Here is a 17,590-nt window from a genome sequence, read left to right as displayed (position 1 = left end):
GGACCACGACGACCACGGGAGGTGCCGCATGACCAAGGAACTGCGACGCCTCAGCATCGTGATGCTCTTCATGTTCATCGCGCTCTTCGCCTCGACCAGCTTCATCCAGGTCGTGCAGGCCGACGCCCTCGCGCAGAACGGCAACAACAAGCGCACCCAGCTCGACAGCTACGAGATCCAGCGCGGCGCGATCATCGTCGACGGCGTCACGATCGCCTCGTCGGTACCGAGCGACGATCGCTATCAGTACCAGCGGGTGTATGCGGATGCCCCGATGTGGGCGCCCGTGACCGGCTACTTCAACGCCGCCCTCGACTCCCGCACGGGCATCGAGCAGGCGCTGAACGCCGACCTGTCGGGAACGGGATCGAGCGCGTTCCTCTCGGAGATCGACCGCATCCTCTCGGGTCAGCCGCAGCAGGGCTACAACGTCGAGCTCTCGCTCGACGCCGCGGCGCAGAAGGCCGCGTACGACGCGCTGGGCTCGATGAAGGGCGCCGTGGTCGCGATCGAGCCCGCGACCGGGCGCATCCTGGCCCTCGTGTCGACGCCCGGTTTCGACACCAACCTGCTCGCGACCCACGATGCGGATGCCGCGAACGCGACGTACGACCAGCTCTCCGACGACCCGCTCAAGCCGCTGTCGAACCGTGCGATCGCCGGCGACCTCAATCCTCCGGGGTCGACGTTCAAGCTCGTCGTCGCGGCCGCCGCGTACGCCAGCGGCGAGTACACGCCCGACTCCGCGCTGCCGAACCCCGTGTCGTACACGCTCCCCGGCTCGAGCAGCCGCGTCTCGAACGCGTGGGGCGGCACCTGCGGTCCGGGCGAGACGGTGTCGATCGCCGAAGCGATCCGCTTGAGCTGCAACATCCCGATGGCCGAGCTGGCGGTCGAGCTGGGCGACGACGCCATCCGCGAGATGGCCGAGAAGTTCGGCTACAACCGCAGCTTCGACATCCCGCTCACCTCGACGCCGTCGAGCTACCCGCGGGCCCTCGACGACGCGCAGACCGCGCTGAGCGGCTTCGGCCAGGGGCAGGTCACCGCGACGCCGCTGCAGATCGCCATGATCTCGGCCGGGATCGCGAACGACGGAGTCGTGATGAACCCGCGGATGGTCGACCAGGTCATCGGCGATGACCTCTCGGTCGTGAGGTCGGGGGAGGACAGCGAGTTCGGGCGTGCGCTCGAATCCGATGTCGCCGCCGACGTGACGGATGCCATGGTCGCGAGCGTCTCAACCGGCGCTGCGCAGGGTGCAAGAATAGACGGGATCGACGTGGCCGGTAAGACCGGAACCGCTGAGAACGGAAACAAGCCGCACACGTTGTGGTTCACCGGCTTCGCGCCGGCGGACGACCCGGCGGTGGCAGTAGCGGTCGTCGTCGAAGACGGCGGAGGACAGGGTCAGTCCGGATCCGGCGACACGATCGCCGCTCCGATTGCGAAGAAGGTCATAGAGGCGGTGCTGGGCAGATGAGGCCGACGCAGGGTGTGTCGTTCGGTGGTCGTTACGAGCTGCAGTCGCGTATCGCGATCGGCGGTATGGGCGAGGTCTGGGAGGCGACGGATCACGTCATCGGGCGTACCGTCGCGATCAAGATCCTCAAGGACGAGTACATGGGCGACCCCGGGTTCCTCGAGCGCTTCCGCGCCGAGGCCCGTCACGCCGCACTCGTCAACCACGAGGGCATCGCGAGCGTGTTCGACTACGGCGAGGAGAACGGCAGCGCCTACCTCGTCATGGAGCTCGTGCCCGGCGAGGCGCTCTCGACGATCCTCGAACGCGACGGGGCGCTGAACGCCGACAAGACGCTCGACATCGTCGCGCAGACGGCGTCGGCGCTGCAGGCCGCGCATGCCGCGGGCCTCGTGCACCGCGACATCAAGCCCGGCAACCTGCTGATCACGCCCGACGGGCGGGTGAAGATCACCGACTTCGGCATCGCGCGCATCGCCGACCAGGTGCCGCTCACCGCGACCGGCCAGGTCATGGGCACCGTGCAGTACCTCTCCCCCGAGCAGGCATCCGGGCACCCGGCATCGCCGGCGACCGACACCTACTCGCTCGGCATCGTCGCGTACGAGTGCCTCGCGGGCAAGCGTCCCTTCACGGGCGAGTCGCAGGTCGCGATCGCGATGGCGCAGATCAACGAGCAGCCGCCGCCGCTGCCGCCCACCGTGCCCATCCCGGTGCAGAACCTCGTGATGGCGATGATCGCCAAGAAGCCGGGCGACCGCCCGTCGTCGTCGGCCAGTGTCGCCCGTGCCGCGCAGGCGCTGCGCCGCGGCGACCTGAACTCGGCTGCCATCGCGGTTCCCGCCATCGCCACGGGCGGTGTCGCCGCCGACGACGACGCCACGCGCATCCTCTCCACCGGCGACGACGGCACGACGCGCATCCTGCCGACCACGGCGCAGGTGCCGGCGGCGGCGGCGGAGCCGACCGACGAGGTCGTCAAGAAGAAGCGCAGCCGCTGGACGTGGCCGCTCGTCGCCCTCATCGCGCTGCTGCTGATCGCGATCGCCGGAACGGTGTTCTCGCTCATGAACCAGGGCGATGCGGATGCCGACCCCACCCCGTCGACGAGCGCACCGGCCACTCCGCGGCCCACGCCGACCGAGACCGAGACCGAGACTCCCGAGCCGGAGGCGGTCGACGTCGATGCGCTCGGGCTGGTCGGACAGAGCTGCGACGCCGCCCTCGCCGCCGCGCGCGATGCCGGACTCGAGCCCAGCTGCGTCACGGGGTCGACGACCGCGCCCTCGGGCGACCTCGTCGGCACCGTCGAGCGCGTCGAGCCGCGCGGCTCGGTGCAGCCGGGCTCGGCGATCACGCTGTACCTCTACGCCGACCAGGTCTCGGTGGGCAAGCCGCAGAACGCTCCGACGTTCTCGGGCACGTTCACCGAGGGCGGCACGGCCACGGTCAACTGGACGGCGTACTCGTGCCCCTCCGGCACCGGCAACCTCACGGCCTACGAGGTCACGCTCACGAACGCGACGTTCGACAACGGCCAGACGGTGTTCAACTTCGACCCGAGCCAGCGCTCCAGCCAGATCACGGTCGACGCGGGCAAGGCCGGCCAGGTCGTCACCGCGACGTACCGCGCCTTCTGCGGCGACCGCCCCTCCGAGGTGTCGCCGCAGGGCCAGTCCGGTCCGATCGTGGCCGCATCGACGCCCCCGGGCAACGGGAACGGCGACGGCAACGGGAACGGCAACGGCACGGGCACCACGCAGGGTGGGGGCAACCAGCCGGGGTAGTGTTGCCCGTCGAGTCTTTTCACCGTTCGTGTTCCAGGGGGTCAAGCCGTGTCCACAGAGCCACGCGTTCTCGCGGGTCGTTACCGCGTCGATGAGCTCATCGGTCAGGGCGGCATGGCGAAGGTCTACCGCGGCTACGACCTGACCCTCGGGCGCGACGTCGCGATCAAGATCCTCGACGCCGACCTGGCCCGCGACACGGCGTTCCGCACCCGGTTCCGGCTCGAGGCGCAGGCCGCATCGCGCATGTCGCACCCCTCGATCGTGCGTGTATACGACGCCGGCGACTCGGCGAGCGACCCGTCGTCCGACGACCCGCCGTACATCGTCATGGAGCTCGTGCAGGGCCGCCTGCTCAAGCAGATCATCGCGGAAGGCCCCGTACCGCTCGACGACGCGGTTCGCTACGTCGACGGCATCCTCGAGGCGCTCGACTACTCGCACCGCGCAGGCGTCGTGCATCGCGACATCAAGCCGGGCAACGTGATGGTGCTGCCGAACGGCAAGGTGAAGGTGATGGACTTCGGCATCGCCCGTGCCGTCTCCGACTCGTCGTCGACCGTCGCCCAGACCACCCAGATCATCGGCACCGCCGCGTACTTCTCGCCCGAGCAGGCCAAGGGCGAGCCCGTCGACGCGCGCGCCGACCTGTACTCCACGGGCGTCGTGCTCTACGAACTGCTCACGGGTCGTCAGCCGTTCCGCGGCGACTCCCCCGTCGCCGTCGCGTACCAGCACGTCAGCGAAACGCCCATCCCGCCGACCGAGCTCAACGAGCAGGTGCCGGGGGCTCTCGACCCGATCGTGCTGCGCGCACTCGCGAAAGACCCGTACCAGCGGTACCCCGACGCCGCGCATTTCCGCGCGGCCCTCGACGGGGCCGTCACCGGCGCCGCCCCGACGCGCAAGCAGCTCGGCGCTCTGACCAGCGAACTCTACGGGCCCAATCCGCGGCAGGCGCAGGAGACCGCTCGGTCGCTGCGACAGCTCAGCACCGACACCACCATGGCACGTACGCAGTCGGGTCCCCCGGTCGCGTGGATCTGGGCGGGTGTCGCCCTGCTCGCCGTGCTGATCGCGTCGGTGCTGTTCTGGGTCGTCACGGTGCGCACGCCCGAGGTGCCCGACTCTGCCCGCGTCGTGCCCGACCTCGTCGATGTCGCCTCGGAGCGCGCGCAGGACGATCTGGCCGGACTCGATCTCGAAGCCAAGATCATTCTCGAGTCGAGTGCCGAGGTGAGTGAGGGCAACGTCATCCGCACCGATCCGGCCGCCGGCACGGCCGTTGACGAGGGCGACCTCGTGACCCTGTACGTCTCGACCGGTCAGGAGATGGTCGTCGTGCCCTCCGTGGAGGGTATGAAACTCGACGCCGCCAAGAAGGCCCTGACCGATGCGGGGCTCTCCGTCGGCACCGTCATCCAGCGCAACGACAAGGACCTGGCCACCGACACCGTCATCTCCGCGAGCCAGCCGGCCGACGCCGAGGTCGCACCGAACACGGTCGTCAACCTCGTCGTCGCCAGCGGCAAGGTCACGCTCAACGACATGGCGGGCTGGACCGTCGACGCCGCCACCGCCAACCTCGAGAACCTCGGACTCGTCGCCGCACCGGTCGAGCAGGCCGACTGCGTCGCGACCACGCCGCCCACGGTCGTCTCGATGTCGGCGCCTCCGGGTGACGTGGCGGTGGGATCGACCGTCGAGCTGCGGTACTGCACCGGCGCCGCCGGCTGAGCTGACGCACGAGTCGTCCGCCGATGCGGATCGCCCAGCCGCCGCGCGAGTCCTCAGCCTACGAGCGGGTGCAGCGCTGCCGCGCGGGCGACCGCATCGGGGTCGCCGCACGCCGCGAGCCAGTTGGCCAGCAGCCGGTACCCCCCTTCGGTGAGCACGCTCTCGGGGTGGAACTGCACCCCGACGATCGGCAGCGCGCGGTGCGTGATCGCCATCACCGCGCCCGTGTCGGCGCGGGCGGTCACCGCGAGCTCGGCGGGCAGGTCGGACTCCCGTATGCCGAGCGAGTGGTACCGCCCGGCGGCGAACGGCGACGGGATGCCGTCGAAGAGACTCGAGCCGTCGTGGGTCACCGACGACACCATGCCGTGCATCAGCTCGGGCGCCTCCGAGACCGGCGCGCCCAGCGCCTCGGCGATGACCTGATGCCCGAGGCACACGCCCAGCAGAGGCATCCGACGCGCCGCGGCGAGCCGTGCAGCGTCGATCGAGACGCCCGCGTCACGCGGCGCGCCGGGGCCCGGCGACAGCAGGAGGCCGTCGAATCCGTCGATCATGCCCTCCACGGCATGAATGTCGACCGCATCCGCCTCGACCATCTCGGTCTCGGCACCGAGCTCGTGCAGGTAGCCGATGAGGGTGTGCACGAAGCTGTCGTGGTTGTCGACCACGAGCACCCGGGTCATTCGAGGTCGACCTCGCCCGGGTTCACAATGGGGCTGATCCACGGGAACACGTACCAGAACAACCCGTAGAGGATGGCGGCGACCAGCACGAGAACGATCAGCAGACGGACGAACCAGGGTCCGGGCAGCAGACGCCAGAATGCGGAGTACATGGATTCTCCTCGTCGCTCAGAGAGACGGCGCGGCCGGCGGAGGCGGCGGATCGGTGAGCGCCGGGGGCGGTCCCTCGGCGCGGGGCTGGAAGCTCTCGAAGACGCCGTAGGCGACGATGCGCTCCGCGAGCGAGTACAGAGGCGAACATGCCGTGAGCGTGATGTACCGCTCCCCCGTCGCGACCTCGGGCATCTGGGGCACGTCGGCGAGCACGTCGGTCTGGGTGGGCTTGACGTATTCGAGGGTGCGGAAGCGGTAGGTGTACCAGCCGTCGGGGGTCTCGACGACGATCGCGTCGCCGATCTGCAGCTTGTCGAGCTGGTTGAACGGCTTGCCCCAGGTGGTGCGATGGCCGGCCATGGCGAAGTTGCCCACCTCCCCCGGCATCTTCGAGTTCGTGTAGACGCCGATGCCGAGATGGTCCAGTGTGCGCGCACGGGTCGTGCCGCCGTAGATGCCCTTGATGTAATCGGTGCCGAAGCGCGGGATGTGCATCACCCCGAGCTGCTCGGTCTCGGCCGGATGCGCGGGGACGACCGGCTCGTACACCGTCGTCCCGTCGTCGGTCACGGTCGCGGGCGGGGCCTCGGGCACGGGTCCCGCGGCGTACTCGGCGACGATCGCCGCGCCCTCGTCGTTCTTCTGAGCGTTGATGATGATGTCGCCGATCCACATCTGCCACGCGACGAACAGCAGCACCAGCACTCCGGCGGTGAGCAGCAGCTCGCCGAGGACGCTCGCGAAGGTCGCGCGCGAACGCGGACGGGACCCCCGTGCGCGTCGCCCCCCAGGAACGACGGATGCACTCATGGCGCGATCCTATCCCCTCGTGCTGAGGGCGGAGCATCCGCTGTGGGTACGGACATGCGCTTTCGGTACACTGGCGGAATGGCACGAGACCGCAAGCCCGAAGAACCCGTGATCGAGCGCTCCGAAGGGGATGTCGCCCCCAACGCCGTTTGGTTCAAGCCGGTGATGCTCGGCTTCATGCTGCTCGGCCTGATCTGGATCCTCGTGTTCTACATCTCGGGTCAGCAGTTCCCGATCCCGGGTCTGGGTAGCTGGAACCTCGCCATCGGCCTCGGCATCGCGCTGATCGGCTTCTTGATGACCACGCGCTGGCGCTGACCGCATCCGTCTCGTCTTCCGAAGGCCCCTCGCTCCGGCGGGGGGCCTTCGTCGTCGCGTCCACAGCAATTCACAAGCCACCCACAGAGTTATCCACAGGGCTATCCACACCTGGGGAGAATTACACGAGTGTTATTCACAGGTGTTAACAGAGTTGTTAACAACCTCTGATCAGGCGAGGATCAACAGCGGCGGCACCACGAAGACGACGGCGAGCAGGGCGACGACGAGGGCCGAGAGCGCGACGATCTGCCAGACCCGCTGGTCGCGGCGCTTCGTCTTGACGTAGATGAACGCGACCAACGCGCCGATCAGCAGGCCGCCGAGGTGCGCCTGCCACGAGATGCGCCCGCCGCCGAACACGAGTCCGTAGACGAAGTTGATCGCGAGGATCACGAGGATGCCGGTGACGTTCGCGCCGAGATGCCGACCCACGATGAACAGCGCCGCCATGAGGCCGAAGATGGCTCCGGATGCGCCGACGGTGGGCTGGCCCGGGTCGAGCACCGCCACCATCACAGAACCGCCGAATCCGCTGATCAGATACAGGGCGAGGAACCGGGCACGGCCGAGCATCGGCTCGAGACCCTGACCGATGAGCCACAGCGCGAGCATGTTCAGCGCGAGGTGGATGAACCCGCCGTGCGCGAAGACCGCGGTCAGCAGGCGCCACGGCTCGAAGGGCGCGCCCGTGAGGTCGGGGTAGAGGTAGGCCGCAGCGAAGACCAGCTGCGAGGTGATCGCGTCGCCGAGGCCGGGGATGAGCTGCAGCAGGCCGATGAGAGAGGTCACCGCGAGCAGCACGTAGGTGACCATCGGGCGGCCGGGACGCGTGGTGCCCATGACTGCGGCCCCGCCGCCGCGCCAGCGGCGCTCGGCGCGCTTCTGAGCGGGCGTGCGGTTCTTGCGCTCGGCCGCCATGCACTCGGGGCAGATCACCCCGACCGGGGCCTGCGTCTGGCACTCGGGGCAGATCGTGCGCAGGCAGCGCTGACAGAGCACGAAGCTCTGCCGATCCGGATGCCGGTAGCAGAAGTTGTCGCGGTTGCGGGCGAACTCAGGCGTGGTCATCCGGATCGGCCGAAGCTGCCGTCAGTTGGCGACGACGTCGATCGAGTGCAGCACGACCGGCTCGATCGGACGGTCGCCCGCCGCGGTCGGAACGGCCGAGATCTTGTCGACGACGGCCTTGGAGGCGTCGTCGGCGACCTCGCCGAAGATCGTGTGCTTGCCCTGCAGCCACGGCGTCGGGTCGGTGGTGATGAAGAACTGCGAGCCGTTGGTACCCTCGGCCTGACCGGTGATGGCGTTGCGGCGCAGGCCGGCGTTCGCCATGGCGAGGATGTAGGGCTCGTTGAAGTTCAGCTCGGGGCTGATCTCGTCGTTGAAGTTGTAGCCGGGGCCGCCGATGCCCTGACCGAGCGGGTCGCCGCCCTGGATCATGAAGTTCGGAATGATGCGGTGGAACACGACGTCCTTGTAGAGGGGACCCTCGCCCGGCTTGCCGGTGGCGGGGTGCGTCCACTCCTGGGTGCCGTCGGCGAGACCGACGAAGTTCTTGACCGTCTTCGGAGCCTGGTCGCCGAAGAGGTTGATGACGATGTCACCGTGGTTGGTGTGCAGGGTTGCGACGTGAGAAGCGTGAGGCATGTGCTCATTCTCGCAGAGTGAGCAGGGAGGGAGCCGGGGATTGCGGGTCGGAGGGTCGGATGTCAAGGGGCGGCGATTCCCTCCTGCCATACAGCCTGTTCTGGCAGTATGGGGAACCCGTACTCCACATGGACAGGAGAGCAACGTGAGCCTCAGCCGTAAGCGGAAGAAGCAACTGCGTCGTCTGCAGAAGGACGCGAACCAGCTCTGGGAGGCCCAGCAGGAGCTCGTCGGGCATGCTGCCGGCGTCGCCCGAGAAGCGGGTCGCCAGCTCGGCAACTTCAATCGCGAGCAGGTCGTGCCGGTCGTGCAGGACACCTACAACCGTCGCGTCGCACCGGTCGTGAACCCCGTCGTCAAGGCGGGCAAGCACGTCGTCGACGACAAGGTCGTGCCCGTGATCGGCGGTGTCGTCGGCTCGGCCCTCTCGGCTTGGGACGTCGCGAACGCCAAGCGTCACGGTCTGCCGTCGCCGCTCGCGCACAAGAAGAGCAAGAAGGCCGCGAAGAAGGGCGGCGGTGTCGGTTCGATCATCGCCATCGTGCTCGGTGCAGCCGCTGCGGTCGGCGTTCTCTACGCCGCCTGGACCGCTCTGCGCGCCGACGACGAGCTCTGGGTCGCGGACGACCCGCTCTCCGCGCCCGACGCGTGAGCACCGACGCACCACTCGACCCGCACGCGCGGGTCACCACCGCCGCCGCCGCTCGCGGTCTCGACATCGAGATCCGCGAGCGGCCGGAGGCGAGGAGCCTGTTCGAGGCCGCCGAGCTGCTCGGCCTCCAGCCCTCCGACATCGTCAAGACCCTCGTGGTCAAGCGCTCCGACGACACCTACCTGTTCGCCCTCGTGCCGGGTGGGCGGTCGATCTCGTGGCCCAAGCTGCGCGCCGTCGTGGGCGTGAACAAGCTGCGCCTCCCCGAGCCCGAGCTCGCCCTCGCCGCGACCGGCTACGAACGCGGCACGATCGTGCCCATCGGCAGCACGACCGACTGGCCGGTCTACGCCGACGAGACAATCGTCGGCCGCCGCATCGCCATGGGAGCGGGTGCGCACGGGCACAGCCTGTTCGTCGACGCGGATGCTCTGATCGCCGCCTACGGCGCCACCGTCGCCGACATCTCCGAGCCCGAGAAGCCCCGCGGCTGAGCCCTTCGGGCGGGGTCGAAGGCGGGTCGACGCGCTATAGCGTTCGACCCCCGAACTCCCTCGGATACGAGGGAAAACCGGTGTACCGAGACCGCTCTCATTACGGCTGGAAAACGCTTCGGCGGGTCTCTTGACATCGCATCACGCGAGGGCATACATATAGTCCTGCGAGGCCGTCGTCCCCCTTATGTGACGACCTCGCCGGGCAGGGGAGGCCCTTCGTTCGTCGCGCTTCGGCGTGCGCGAAACATCTCCGCGCCCGTCCCCACAACCGGAGATGAAGGAACCCCCTTATGCGTGCAACCATCCGCCGCGCCGTCGAGGCGCACAAGGCACAGCGCGAGGAGAACGGCGACGCCGGCTTCTCGCTCATCGAGCTCATCATCGTGGTCGTGATCCTCGGCATTCTCGCCGCCATTGCGATTCCGATCTTCCTCAACGTCCAGCAGGACGCCCGGAACAACGCGGCGTCGACGGTCGCGGCGAACGCCGCCACGCAGGCGGCGACCGAGGCTGCTACCAACGGCGCCGCTGCGACCGCCGAGGTTATCCAAGGCAAGCTGACCTCGAACTTCGTCGAAGGTGACATCACCGAGGTGGAGCTCAACGCCACCACGTACAAGCCCGGCGATGTCGGGTCGATCTGCGTCACCGTCACCGCAAAGAACACTGACGCCGATAAGGTCGAGCCCGCCGGTCCCGGCTGCTAAGGCATCCACCTCGCGAATCGCACCGGGCCGGCGTTCCCCACGTCGGCCCGATGCGGTCGTCTCCACCCCGTACTCCCTCTCCAGAAGGGAGCCCGACCATCCGTCCCCCCACGGCTGATGACGGCTTCAGTCTCGTCGAGGTCATCATCGCGATGTTCCTGCTCGCGGTGCTCGCCCTCGCCGTGCTCCCGCTCATGATCGGCGTCGCCCAGACCAGCTCGGGCAACCGCACGCTCGCGAGCGCCAACACCTTCGCGAACGCGCAGCTCGCGCCCATCCGCGCCGCGTTCCCCACGGCCACCGCGTCGAAGGGTTGCGGCGAGGCCCGCTCGGCACTGCCGCGCACAGGCGTCGTCGACCCCGCCGGCACCGGCCTCAGCGCCGACGTCACGGTGGGCTCGTGCCCCGCGACCTACCCCGGCACCCTGACCGTCACCGTGCGCGTCTATCGCACGGGCGAGCCGTCGAAGCCGCTCGTCACGCTGCCCACCCGCATCCTGGTCGTGAAGGCCTGACCATGACGTCCTTGGCCCACCGCACCTCATCCGGACGCCGCACCTCATCCCCGCGCCGCACCACCGCACGCCCCGCGGCACGACCTGCGACGCACCCGCTCGCCGACGACGCGGGCATGACGCTCGTCGAGCTCATCATGTACATCCTGCTCAGCGCCCTGTTCCTCGGGCTCCTCGCGACCCTGTTCGCCACCACCCTCACCGCCGGCCAGCAGACTCGCAACCGCGACGCCGCCACCGGCACGGCTCAGGTCGTCTCGGAGTCGCTCCAGACCTCGGTGCGCAATGCCGCGATCGTGCGGGTCGACGGGGCGCAGCTGCGTGCGGTCGTTGCGACCGGGGCGAGCCTGTGGGAGTGCCGCGCCTGGGCGTTGCAGTCGGGCGAACTGCGGTACCGGGCATCCGCCTCGGCGATTCCGGTCGGCACCGCGACCACCGGATGGGCGGTGCTGGCGAGGGGCGTCGTCGGCACGAAGGCCGCGGGCTCTCCGTTCGAGCTCAGCAGCTCCGACTCGGTGTCGATCGGCTACCGCGTCACGGTCGGCGAGGCATCCGTCGACATCACCTCCGCCGCGACCGCGCAGGCGAAGTCGGAAGGGAGCATTCCCGCATGCTGGTGAAGATCCGTGACGAGGGATCGGCCCTCGTCTCCGTGCTGGTGATCATGCTCGTGCTGACGATCACCGGCCTCGCCCTCGCCGCCATCGTGACCAACACGACCTCGGGCCTCGCGGGAAGCCGCGATACGGCGCAGTCACGCGCCGCCGCCGACGCGGGCCTCGCGACCGGGCTCGCCGAGGCGAAGCGCACGGGACAGGCCTGCGGCATGGACATCGCGTCGACCACCGCGCCGAAGTTCCGGGTGACGAGCGTGTGCGGCTCGGGCCGGGTGACTTTCACCGTCACGGGCACGGGGGAGAACGGCGGACGCACCAAGACCGAGGCGACCTTCAGCTACTCGTCGGGCACGGCGGGCACCGGCGCCGACATGATCTTCTTCGGCGACACGACGTTCTCTCACGAGACCATCACCAACTCCATCGACAGCTCGCTGCTGAGCATCGTGATCCCGTCGGGCGACTTCACCTGCATGGCGCCGATCCCGGCGAACATCATTGTCGCGGGCGACCTCTCATCGACCGGCGGATGCACGATCAAGGGGTCGGTCATCGCCGGCGGCACCGCCCAGATGTCGGTGGGATCCGATCGCATCGAGAAGTCGCTGACCACCACGGGTACCGCCGACAACCGCGTGCAGCAGGTCGGGGGAGACATCCACGTCAGAGGCGGCGCCAACTTCGGCTGGAACGGCAACACCATCGGGGGCAAGGTCATCTCGGGCGGCAACGTGTCGTTGGGGAGCACGAAGATCGCCGGGTCGCTGACCCTGCCGAAGAACAAGACCTACAAGCAGGACAGTGGATCGGTCGCGGGCGGTGTCACGTACCTCGACAGCGTCACTCCGCCCACCGCACCCACCTTCGCCAAGTGGTTCGACTACAAGTACAAGCTCAGCGACTGGCAACCGTACGAGGGTGGCACCTTCACCGCGCGCACCCTCGCCGCATCGGGCAGCGGCGACAACACCTGCTCGTACTTCAACAGCTACCCGGCCGACGGCTGGAAGTCGCTCGGCGCCGCGACGACACCCACCATCCTCGACGCCCGCGCCTGCACGAACCTCAGCTCCAACAGCGGCACCGCGCCCGTCGTCGAGCTGAAGAGCGACCTCGTGCTGCTCGCGAAGAGCTACGACCTCACGAAGCTCACCTTCACCGCAGCGCCCGGGGTCACCACGCCGCCCCGCGTGTGGTTCATCGTCGAAGACACCGTCGACGACGATGCGGTGACCTGTGCCGGCGGTGCGGGCAACATCAAGATCAACGGCACGGTGATGTCGACCTCGATCACGGCGATGGCCTACACCCCCTGCACGATCGACATCGCCGGTATGAACAACGACACCTGGAAGGGCTCGTTCTACGGCGGCAAGTTCAACTACGGCGGCGGGATCCACTTCTACGGGTCGCCGATCGCCCTTCCGGGCATGCCGTCGTCGCCCACGTCGACCATCCCGTCGACGCCGAGCGGCGGCACCGTCGGCGCGCTCATCTCGCAGCGGGACATCCCATGACCCCGGTGCTCGTCGTCTTCTCCGGCCTCCTCGGCCTCGTGATCGGGTCGTTCCTCAACGTCGTCGTCGCGCGCGTGCCCGTGGGCGCGTCGCTGCTGCCCGACAGCCGCTGCCCGCGGTGCGAGGCGCCCATCCGTGCGTGGCAGAACGTGCCCGTCGTCTCGTGGATCGCGCTGCGCGGCCGGTGCGCGGCCTGCCGCGAACCCATCTCGCGCCGGTACCCGCTCGTCGAGCTCGGCACCGGGCTCGCGTTCGCCGGGGTCGCGGCCTGGGTGCTGCTCGCACTGCGCCCAGACGACATCGTGGTCGGCATCCTGCTGTTCGCGGCCTACGCCTGGTTCGCGGCCGCCGGTATTGCACTGACCGCGATCGACCTCGACACTCGGCGGCTGCCGGATGCCGTGGTGCTGCCGTCGCTCGCGGTCATCGGGATGCTCCTCGCCGGGGCCGCTCTGGTCGACGGCGACCTCGCGGCCCTGCTGCGTGCCGCGCTCGGCGCCGTCGCCCTGTTCTTCTTCTACTTCCTGCTGAGCGTCGTGCGCCCCGGCGGCATGGGCGGGGGAGACGTCAAGCTCGCCGCGGTCGTCGGGCTCGTGCTCGGCTGGCTGGGGGCCGGGCCGCTCGTCGTCGGGGCCTTCGCCGCCTTCGTGGTCGGAGGCATCGTCGGCATCGCGCTGCTCGTGCGGGGGAACGCCGACCGCCGCACGGCCATTCCGTTCGGCCCCTGGATGCTGCTGGGCGCGTGGATCGGCATCGTCGCCGGTGACCCGCTCGCGGCCTGGTACCTGCGACTGATCGGAGTCGACGCATGACCCCCGCCCCGCCCCCTGCGACGCACGAGAGACGAGGCACCCCATGACCCGCACCGTCATCGGTCTCGAGATCACCGAAGAGAGCGTGCGCGCCGTCGAGGTGCGCACCGGGCGCGTGCCCGTGCTGCTCGCGGCCGGATCCGTCCCCCTTCCTCCCGACGCCGCCCACGACTCCGAGGTGCTCGACGCCGAAGCCGTCACCCTCGCCGTGCGTCAGCTGTGGTCGCGCGCCGGCTTCAAGAGCCGATCGGTCGTGCTGGGCCTCGGCAGCCGCCGCATCCTGGTGCGCGAATACACGACGCAGGCGGTGCATCCGCGACTGCTGCGCCAGGCGCTGCCCTTCCAGGTGCAGGACCTGCTGCCCGTGCCCATCGACCAGGCCGTGCTCGACTTCTACCCGGCGTCGCAGTCGGGCGATCAGGTGACGGGACTGCTCGTGGCCGCCGTCGCCGAGACCGTCGAGCAGCTCGTGTCGACGCTCACCGCAGCCAAACTCGAGGTCGAGAGCGTCGACCTCATGCCCTTCGGCCTCGCCCGCATCGCCGCCGGGCGCGCGGCGCCGGGCGAGACCGTCGCGATGGTGCACATCACCGACCACACCACCTACGTGGTGGTCGTGCGCGACGGCATCCCGCTGTTCGTGCGCATAATCCCGATCGACGTGCCCACGACGGCTGCCCGCGCGCGCGCCGAGGCGCAGCGCGACGACGCCGACGAGCAGGTCGAGGTCGAGACCTTCACGCCACCCTCCCTGTCTGACGTGGCTCCCCTGCGATCGCGGGCGTCGATGCGCGGAGACGTCGCGATCGCCGAGGCCACTGACCCCGCCGTCGTCGACATGGTGCGCCGGGTGCGCAGCACGGTGCAGTTCGCCGACAGCCGCCCCGGGGCGGCGCCGGTCACGAGCGTGCACCTGAGCGGAGCCGGCGCGGCGATCACCGGCGTGCAGGCCGCCTTGGCGCAGCTGCTCGCCATTCGCGTCGACCTCGTCGACCTCGCATCGCTCGCCACCATGAAGGCACCGATGGATGCCGAGCTGGCGCTCGACCTCGTCGGCACGCTCGGCGTGGTCTTCGGAGAGGGGATCTGATGGCCCGCGCGACACCCGGATCGATGCTCGTCGTCGGGGGGATGCCCCGCGTCGACCTCATGCCGCCCGCCGAACTCGAACGGCGATACCGCCGCGGTCTGCTGCGCCGGTGGGGGATCGGCCTGCTGGCCGCCGCCCTCGTCACGGTGCTCGTGATCTCGGGTGCCATGGCGTTGCGCATCGTCGCCGAGACGCGACTCGCCTCGGAACGGGCCCGCACCGACGCGAGCATTGCCGAGATCGCCGCGCTGTCGGAGGTCGGAGACACCGTTCGTACACTCGACGACCTCGAGGCCTTCCGCGCGGAGGCGATGCTCCCCGACTTCGAGTGGGCGCGGCTGGTCGACGCCGTCGCCCAGACACTGCCCGCCGACGTCCGCATCGTCGGGTTCGACGTGACGACGGGGGCGGGTCCGGATGCGGATGCCGCCGATGCGGCGAGCGCCCCCGGCGCGACGGTGCTGCTGACGCTGTCGAGCCCGGTCCCGTTCGACATCCTCCCTGCCGTGCGCGGCATCCGCACCCTACCGATGGTGCTCACCGCCGACGGCGGCGAGCTCCGGGCGGAGGAGAGCGGCGGCGACTACCGCTACGAACTGACGGTCGTGACTACTCAGGACGCCTACTCCGGCCGCTTCGCGCCCGAACCCGCTACCGAGGAGGACGAGGGATGACCCTGTCGCGCCAGCTCATCAACCTCGCCGGGGGACTCGCGGTGGTCGTCGTCCTCGCCCTCGGCATCCTGCTCGTGGCCCTGCCCACGTTCAATCAGGCGCGGGCGACCGAGCAGCAGGCCGACGAGATCGCCGCCACGAACGACGTCTACGACATCCAGGTCGAGACGCTGCGGGGCCAGCAGACGCAGCTCGGCGACCTGGAGCGCGAGCTCGCCGCGCTGCGCGCGCAGATTCCCGCGACGCCGCTGAACGACGAGGTGTTCGAGCTCGTCGGCGAGGCGGTGGAAGCGACGGGCGGTGTCACCGTTGAGACGATCACGGCGGCCGATGCCGAGGCGTGGCTGCCGCCGACCGCCGACCCCGAGGGCACCGACGGCACCACTGCGGCGCCCGACGCCACCACGGACGCCGCGGCCACCGACGGCGCCGCCGCCCCCGCTCCGACCGACGCTGCGACCGACCCCGCCGCCGACCCGAACGCGACCGCCAACGGCACCACCGCCGACGGCACCACCGCCGAGACGCCGGCGCCCGTCGAGGTCGACCCCCGGCAGATGGTGCCGTTCACGCTCGTGGTGACGCTGGGGGATGCCGCGCAGGCGGCCCGGTTCCTCGACGCGCTCCGCGACGACGACCGCTTGCTCACGATCGAGCAAGCCGTGCTGACCGAAGAAGAGGGCGAGCTCCGCCTGACCGTCAACGCCCGCAGCCTCGTTCTGCTGCAGAAGTGAGAATCCGATGAGCCAGCCCCTCACCCTCGACGCCCTGCTCACCCGCGCCGCGGCGGAGCGTGCATCCGACGTGCACCTCACGGCCGACCATCCGGCCCTCATCCGCGTCGACGGCGCACTGACCCCGGTGCCGGGCATCGAGTTCGCGCTGCCGGGCGACTGGCTCGACGCCGTGCTCCGCGGCATCCTCTCCACCGACCAGGCGCGCGAGTTCGACGACCACGGCGAGGTCGACCTCGCGTACGCCGTCGAGGGCGTGGGGCGCTTCCGCGTGAACGTGTTCCGTCAGCTCGGGCACACCGCTGTCGCCCTGCGCCTCATCTCGACCCGGGCATTCTCGCTCGACGAGCTCGGGGCCCCAGCGATCGCCCGTGACCTCGCCCTGCGCCCCCGCGGACTGGTGCTGGTGACGGGTCCGACCGGTTCGGGCAAGTCGACCACCCTCACCGCGATGGTCGACATCATCAACGAGACGCGGCCCGCGCACATCGTGACGCTCGAAGACCCGGTCGAGTTCCAGCACACGAGCAAGCGCTCGCTCGTGCACCAGCGCGAGATCGGCAGCGACACCCGCTCGTTCGCCGAAGCGCTGCGCCGCGTGCTGCGCCAGGACCCCGATGTCATCCTCGTCGGCGAGCTGCGCGACCCGGAGTCGATCCAGACCGCGCTGTCGGCCGCCGAGACCGGCCACCTCGTGCTGTCGACCCTGCACACCCAGGGTGCGGCGAAGTCGATCAACCGCATCATCGACGCGTTCCCGGCGCACCAGCAGAACCAGGTGCGCACCCAGCTCGGCGACACGCTGCAGGGCGTGCTGAGCCAGTCGCTCCTGCCCCTCGCGCAGAAGAACGGCCGCACGATCGCCACCGAGGTGCTCGTGAACACCCCGGCCGTCGCCAACCTCATCCGCGAAGGACAGGTCGCACAGCTCTACTCGGCGATGCAGGCGGGTTCCGGACAGGGCATGCACACCCTCGATCAGGACCTCAAGCGGCTCGTCAGCGAGGGCATCGTCTCGCAGCAGGTCGCGCGCACCTTCGCCGCCGACCCGCGCGACCTCGACGACGTGCGGGTGCGACCGCGCGAGCTCGACGCGGATGCCTGGACGATGCACGCCGACGAGCACAAGACGCTGGGCTGGACGCAGTAGC

20 protein-coding genes are annotated in these 17,590 nt (G+C 69.7%); 15 read left to right on the top strand and 5 right to left on the bottom strand.

Features of this window, described 5'->3' with window-relative positions; all coding sequences use genetic code 11:
• The first annotated feature begins 28 nt into the window (after positions 1–28).
• The 3 genes from AC3A3J_RS05510 to pknB are packed head-to-tail and all read left to right on the top strand — an operon-like array spanning position 29 to position 5,007.
• The gene (locus tag AC3A3J_RS05510; RefSeq protein WP_487671323.1) at positions 29–1,483 is read left to right on the top strand and encodes a penicillin-binding transpeptidase domain-containing protein; all 1,455 of its coding nucleotides are present in this window, start codon (positions 29–31) and stop codon (positions 1,481–1,483) included.
• Positions 1,480–3,270 carry a serine/threonine-protein kinase gene (locus AC3A3J_RS05505; RefSeq protein ID WP_487671322.1) on the top strand — a complete coding sequence of 597 codons (1,791 nt, stop codon included), beginning with the start codon at positions 1,480–1,482 and terminating at the stop codon, positions 3,268–3,270. The genes AC3A3J_RS05510 and AC3A3J_RS05505 overlap by 4 nt, the downstream gene beginning before the upstream one ends.
• A 48-nt stretch (positions 3,271–3,318) precedes the next feature.
• Positions 3,319–5,007, top strand: coding sequence for a Stk1 family PASTA domain-containing Ser/Thr kinase (pknB, locus tag AC3A3J_RS05500; protein ID WP_487671321.1), 1,689 nt, complete (start codon positions 3,319–3,321; stop codon positions 5,005–5,007).
• 53 nt (positions 5,008–5,060) lie between these two features.
• Here pknB and AC3A3J_RS05495 read toward each other — a convergent pair whose 3' ends face one another.
• Genes AC3A3J_RS05495 through AC3A3J_RS05485 form a run of 3 tightly spaced genes read right to left on the bottom strand, consistent with a single transcriptional unit; the run spans position 5,061 to position 6,656 of the window.
• A complete protein-coding gene (locus AC3A3J_RS05495; protein ID WP_487671320.1) occupies positions 5,061–5,693 on the bottom strand; it encodes an anthranilate synthase component II in 633 nt (210 codons plus the stop codon).
• Complete coding sequence (locus tag AC3A3J_RS05490; RefSeq protein ID WP_314648386.1) at positions 5,690–5,845, bottom strand: hypothetical protein; 156 nt, start codon at positions 5,843–5,845, stop codon at positions 5,690–5,692. The genes AC3A3J_RS05495 and AC3A3J_RS05490 overlap by 4 nt, the downstream gene beginning before the upstream one ends.
• Before the next feature lie 16 nt (positions 5,846–5,861).
• Complete coding sequence (locus tag AC3A3J_RS05485; RefSeq protein ID WP_487671319.1) at positions 5,862–6,656, bottom strand: class E sortase; 795 nt, start codon at positions 6,654–6,656, stop codon at positions 5,862–5,864.
• A 78-nt stretch (positions 6,657–6,734) separates the two neighbouring features.
• On the opposite strand from AC3A3J_RS05485, the gene AC3A3J_RS05480 reads away from it, so the two are divergent.
• Positions 6,735–6,974, top strand: coding sequence for a cell division protein CrgA (locus AC3A3J_RS05480; protein ID WP_487671318.1), 240 nt, complete (start codon positions 6,735–6,737; stop codon positions 6,972–6,974).
• Between the two features lie 171 nt (positions 6,975–7,145).
• Here AC3A3J_RS05480 and AC3A3J_RS05475 read toward each other — a convergent pair whose 3' ends face one another.
• Together AC3A3J_RS05475 and AC3A3J_RS05470 are read right to left on the bottom strand one after the other, a co-directional pair.
• Complete coding sequence (locus AC3A3J_RS05475) at positions 7,146–8,045, bottom strand: rhomboid family intramembrane serine protease (protein WP_487671317.1); 900 nt, start codon at positions 8,043–8,045, stop codon at positions 7,146–7,148.
• Between the two features lie 21 nt (positions 8,046–8,066).
• The gene (locus AC3A3J_RS05470) at positions 8,067–8,624 is read right to left on the bottom strand and encodes a peptidylprolyl isomerase (RefSeq protein ID WP_487671316.1); all 558 of its coding nucleotides are present in this window, start codon (positions 8,622–8,624) and stop codon (positions 8,067–8,069) included.
• Between the two features lie 145 nt (positions 8,625–8,769).
• On the opposite strand from AC3A3J_RS05470, the gene AC3A3J_RS05465 reads away from it, so the two are divergent.
• The 11 genes from AC3A3J_RS05465 to AC3A3J_RS05415 all read left to right on the top strand — a co-directional run bounded on the left by AC3A3J_RS05465 (position 8,770) and on the right by AC3A3J_RS05415 (position 17,589).
• A complete protein-coding gene (locus tag AC3A3J_RS05465) occupies positions 8,770–9,276 on the top strand; it encodes a DNA helicase (protein ID WP_487671315.1) in 507 nt (168 codons plus the stop codon).
• Between the two features lie 65 nt (positions 9,277–9,341).
• Complete coding sequence (locus tag AC3A3J_RS05460; RefSeq protein ID WP_487671465.1) at positions 9,342–9,770, top strand: aminoacyl-tRNA deacylase; 429 nt, start codon at positions 9,342–9,344, stop codon at positions 9,768–9,770.
• Between the two features lie 293 nt (positions 9,771–10,063).
• A complete protein-coding gene (locus AC3A3J_RS05455) occupies positions 10,064–10,480 on the top strand; it encodes a type IV pilin protein (RefSeq protein WP_487671314.1) in 417 nt (138 codons plus the stop codon).
• A 50-nt stretch (positions 10,481–10,530) separates the two neighbouring features.
• Positions 10,531–10,995 carry a prepilin-type N-terminal cleavage/methylation domain-containing protein gene (locus tag AC3A3J_RS05450; protein WP_487671313.1) on the top strand — a complete coding sequence of 155 codons (465 nt, stop codon included), beginning with the start codon at positions 10,531–10,533 and terminating at the stop codon, positions 10,993–10,995.
• A gap of 2 nt (positions 10,996–10,997) precedes the next feature.
• Positions 10,998–11,615, top strand: coding sequence for a hypothetical protein (locus tag AC3A3J_RS05445; RefSeq protein WP_487671312.1), 618 nt, complete (start codon positions 10,998–11,000; stop codon positions 11,613–11,615).
• The gene (locus tag AC3A3J_RS05440; RefSeq protein WP_487671311.1) at positions 11,606–13,129 is read left to right on the top strand and encodes a pilus assembly PilX family protein; all 1,524 of its coding nucleotides are present in this window, start codon (positions 11,606–11,608) and stop codon (positions 13,127–13,129) included. Before AC3A3J_RS05445 ends, AC3A3J_RS05440 begins: the two co-directional genes overlap by 10 nt.
• On the top strand, positions 13,126–13,941 hold the full coding sequence (locus AC3A3J_RS05435) for a prepilin peptidase (RefSeq protein ID WP_487671310.1): 816 nt from the start codon (positions 13,126–13,128) through the stop codon (positions 13,939–13,941). Before AC3A3J_RS05440 ends, AC3A3J_RS05435 begins: the two co-directional genes overlap by 4 nt.
• A gap of 43 nt (positions 13,942–13,984) precedes the next feature.
• The gene (gene pilM, locus AC3A3J_RS05430; protein ID WP_487671309.1) at positions 13,985–15,031 is read left to right on the top strand and encodes a type IV pilus biogenesis protein PilM; all 1,047 of its coding nucleotides are present in this window, start codon (positions 13,985–13,987) and stop codon (positions 15,029–15,031) included.
• On the top strand, positions 15,031–15,705 hold the full coding sequence (locus AC3A3J_RS05425) for a hypothetical protein (RefSeq protein ID WP_487671308.1): 675 nt from the start codon (positions 15,031–15,033) through the stop codon (positions 15,703–15,705). Before pilM ends, AC3A3J_RS05425 begins: the two co-directional genes overlap by 1 nt.
• Entirely contained in the window at positions 15,702–16,439 is a 738-nt protein-coding gene (locus AC3A3J_RS05420; protein ID WP_487671307.1) for a hypothetical protein, read from the top strand. Before AC3A3J_RS05425 ends, AC3A3J_RS05420 begins: the two co-directional genes overlap by 4 nt.
• 7 nt (positions 16,440–16,446) lie before the next feature.
• Positions 16,447–17,589: a type IV pilus twitching motility protein PilT gene (locus AC3A3J_RS05415; RefSeq protein WP_487671306.1), complete on the top strand. Its 1,143-nt coding sequence runs from the start codon at positions 16,447–16,449 to the stop codon at positions 17,587–17,589.
• The last annotated feature ends 1 nt before the right edge of the window (position 17,590 follow it).

It is taken from the genome of Microbacterium sp. Soil_N32 (assembly GCF_057655505.1).
Note: the sequence above shows the minus strand (reverse complement) of the source record. Positions and strands in the feature narration are given on the sequence as shown.

Bases quoted from the DNA above. Each gene is read 5' to 3' on its own strand.
- AC3A3J_RS05505 (WP_487671322.1), top strand. From the start codon at position 1,480: ATGAGGCCGACGCAGGGTGTGTCGTTCGGTGGTCGTTACGAGCTGCAG.
- AC3A3J_RS05440 (WP_487671311.1), top strand. From the start codon at position 11,606: ATGCTGGTGAAGATCCGTGACGAGGGATCGGCCCTCGTCTCCGTGCTG.
- AC3A3J_RS05470 (WP_487671316.1), bottom strand. From the start codon at position 8,624: ATGCCTCACGCTTCTCACGTCGCAACCCTGCACACCAACCACGGTGAC.
- AC3A3J_RS05450 (WP_487671313.1), top strand. From the start codon at position 10,531: ATGCGGTCGTCTCCACCCCGTACTCCCTCTCCAGAAGGGAGCCCGACC.
- AC3A3J_RS05420 (WP_487671307.1), top strand. From the start codon at position 15,702: ATGACCCTGTCGCGCCAGCTCATCAACCTCGCCGGGGGACTCGCGGTG.
- AC3A3J_RS05425 (WP_487671308.1), top strand. From the start codon at position 15,031: ATGGCCCGCGCGACACCCGGATCGATGCTCGTCGTCGGGGGGATGCCC.
- pilM (WP_487671309.1), top strand. From the start codon at position 13,985: ATGACCCGCACCGTCATCGGTCTCGAGATCACCGAAGAGAGCGTGCGC.
- AC3A3J_RS05415 (WP_487671306.1), top strand. From the start codon at position 16,447: ATGAGCCAGCCCCTCACCCTCGACGCCCTGCTCACCCGCGCCGCGGCG.
- AC3A3J_RS05485 (WP_487671319.1), bottom strand. From the start codon at position 6,656: ATGAGTGCATCCGTCGTTCCTGGGGGGCGACGCGCACGGGGGTCCCGT.
- AC3A3J_RS05495 (WP_487671320.1), bottom strand. From the start codon at position 5,693: ATGACCCGGGTGCTCGTGGTCGACAACCACGACAGCTTCGTGCACACC.
- AC3A3J_RS05455 (WP_487671314.1), top strand. From the start codon at position 10,064: ATGCGTGCAACCATCCGCCGCGCCGTCGAGGCGCACAAGGCACAGCGC.
- AC3A3J_RS05490 (WP_314648386.1), bottom strand. From the start codon at position 5,845: ATGTACTCCGCATTCTGGCGTCTGCTGCCCGGACCCTGGTTCGTCCGT.
- AC3A3J_RS05445 (WP_487671312.1), top strand. From the start codon at position 10,998: ATGACGTCCTTGGCCCACCGCACCTCATCCGGACGCCGCACCTCATCC.
- AC3A3J_RS05475 (WP_487671317.1), bottom strand. From the start codon at position 8,045: ATGACCACGCCTGAGTTCGCCCGCAACCGCGACAACTTCTGCTACCGG.
- AC3A3J_RS05510 (WP_487671323.1), top strand. From the start codon at position 29: ATGACCAAGGAACTGCGACGCCTCAGCATCGTGATGCTCTTCATGTTC.
- AC3A3J_RS05480 (WP_487671318.1), top strand. From the start codon at position 6,735: ATGGCACGAGACCGCAAGCCCGAAGAACCCGTGATCGAGCGCTCCGAA.
- AC3A3J_RS05435 (WP_487671310.1), top strand. From the start codon at position 13,126: ATGACCCCGGTGCTCGTCGTCTTCTCCGGCCTCCTCGGCCTCGTGATC.